This window comes from Kitasatospora sp. NPDC127067, from assembly GCF_042724755.1.
GTDB classification, from domain to species: domain Bacteria; phylum Actinomycetota; class Actinomycetes; order Streptomycetales; family Streptomycetaceae; genus Kitasatospora; species Kitasatospora lactacystinica.
Genome location: NZ_JBHXEM010000292.1, coordinates 1 through 2046, shown reverse-complemented (window position 1 = coordinate 2046; position 2046 = coordinate 1). Strand labels below are relative to the sequence as shown.

The following is a 2046-nucleotide window of genomic DNA, read 5'->3' as shown; positions in this document are numbered from 1 at the left end:
GCCGAAGGGCTTGTTCGAGGTGACGATGACGCTGGCCCTTTCGTAGCGGTTCGAGACGAGTTGGAAGAACAGGTTCGCTGCTTCGGATTCGAACGGGATGTAGCCGACCTCGTCGACGACGATGAGCGGATAGCGGCCGAGTCTGATCAGCTCGTCCTGGAGCCGGCCGGCGTGGTGGGCGGTGGCGAGGCGGTCGACCCACTGGGCGGCGGTGGCGAACGCGACCCGGTGGCCGGCCTGGCAGGCCCGGACGGCGAGTCCGGTGGCCAGGTGGGTCTTGCCGGTGCCGGGCGGGCCGAGGAAGACGACGTTCTCCTTCGCGGCTATGAAGTCCAGTGTGCCCAGGTGGGCGAGCTGCTGGCGCGTCATGCCCCGCAGGTGTGCGGTGTCGATCTCCTCGAGGGTCTTGACCGCGGGAAAGCGCGCCTGCCGGACGCGTTGCTCACCGCCGTGGCTGTCCCGGGCCGAGACCTCGCGCTGCAGGCAGGCGACCAGGTATTCGAGGTGGGTCCAGGACTCGGTGCGGGCGCGTTCGGCGAGCCGTTCCGCGGCGTCCAGCAGAGCGGGGGCTTTCATCGCCCGGGCGAGGAAAGCGAGGTCGGCGGTGGTCTGCCGTCCGTCCTGAGCGGGCCGGCGGGCGCCTGCGGTCTTGGCGGCGGTGGTGGCGGTGCGGGCCATCAGGTGTCCTCCTTGCCGGCGCCGCCCTCGATGAGGGTGAAGATGCGGTCGTAGGTGCCGAGCTCGCGCTGTTCGACGTCGATGCCCAGGTCGTCGGGGGCGAGGGCGGTCAGCGCGGCTCGGCCGCGTGAAGCCCTCTGCCGGATCGCCTGACCGCGCAGGGCCTCGGCCGCGGTGGCGTGTTCGGGGTCGGTGATGGTCTGGTGTCGGGCCCAGCAGCGGCCGTGGCGGGCGACGGTCTCGCCGGTGCGGGTGGTGGCGACGATCTCCTCGGTGTCCGCGCGGACGGTGATCTGCTGTCCGATCGCGCGGGGGTGGACGGAGTAGTCGCAGGTGTCGACGCGGATGTAGTGGTCGCGGCCCAGGCGGGTGTGCAGGGGCCACCAGTGCGGCGGGGCGACCGGCGGCAGGGCGAGCATCGCGCCCCGGTCGGCTTCCCAGCGCTCGAGGGGCCGGCAGCCGATCGTGCGGTGGTGCCGGCGGTTGGCGACCTGCAGCCAGGTGGTGAGCTGGGTGTTGAAGTCGCCGGGTCCGGCGAACGTGCGGCCGGGCAGGAAGCTGGTCTCCAGATAGCCGTTCACCCGCTCCACGAGGCCTTTCGCTTCCGGATCGCGGGGCCGGCAGAGATGGATCCTGACCGCGAGCAGACCGGCGAACGCGGCGAACTCCGAGGTCAGCTTTCCCTGCCCGACACCGGTCTCGTTGTCCCAGACCAGCGTCCTCGGGACGGCGCCCCAGCCGGTCAGCAGCCGCCAGTGCCCGTCGATCAGATCGGCGGTGGTCCGTGACGGCAGCATCCGCGCGGTGATCATCCTGGAGTAGCCGGAGACGACGACCAGCACCGGTGGCCGGCCCGTCTGCCCGTAGCCGAGCGGGATGTCCGCCGGCGGGAACCACAGATCGCACTGGGCGAGCTCACCGGGCGAGTAGACCGTGCGCGAGACCGGGTCGACCGGCAGATAGGCCGGCCGCAACTCGCGCACCCGTTCCTTGAGGATGGTCAGTCCACGGTCCCACCCGATCCGCTCGGCGATCACCGTGGCGGGCATCGTCGGGGTCTGCTTGAGCAGCTCACGGATCACCGGCTCGACCGCGTCGACCGCAGATCCCTTCAGCGGACGCTGGTAGACCGGCGGCCGGTCCGTCGCCAGGGCCCGCTTCACGGTGTTCTTCGAGATCCCCAGGTGTCGGGCGATCGCCCGGATCGGCATCTGTTCGGCCCGGTGCAGCCGACGGATCTCAGCCCAGTCCTCCACGGAAATCACCCTCTCCTCCTGACCCTCGATGAAGATCAGGATGATGGGAAGATCGCGAAGCGGGTCTCGTTTGGACCGCCGATCAGCGGTCAGTTTTCACCCGTCGCCGACA

General features: G+C 70.5%; 2 protein-coding genes. Both read right to left on the bottom strand.

Annotation, left to right across the window (positions count from 1 at the left end):
• Positions 1-678: IS21-like element helper ATPase IstB (gene istB, locus ACFWJ4_RS41500; protein WP_380554646.1), on the bottom strand; the 678-nt coding region annotated here is incomplete at its 3' end.
• On the bottom strand, positions 678-1943 hold the full coding sequence (istA, locus tag ACFWJ4_RS41495; RefSeq protein ID WP_380554643.1) for an IS21 family transposase: 1266 nt from the start codon (positions 1941-1943) through the stop codon (positions 678-680). The genes istA and istB, both read right to left, overlap by 1 nt.
• Between the last annotated feature and the right edge of the window lie 103 nt (positions 1944-2046).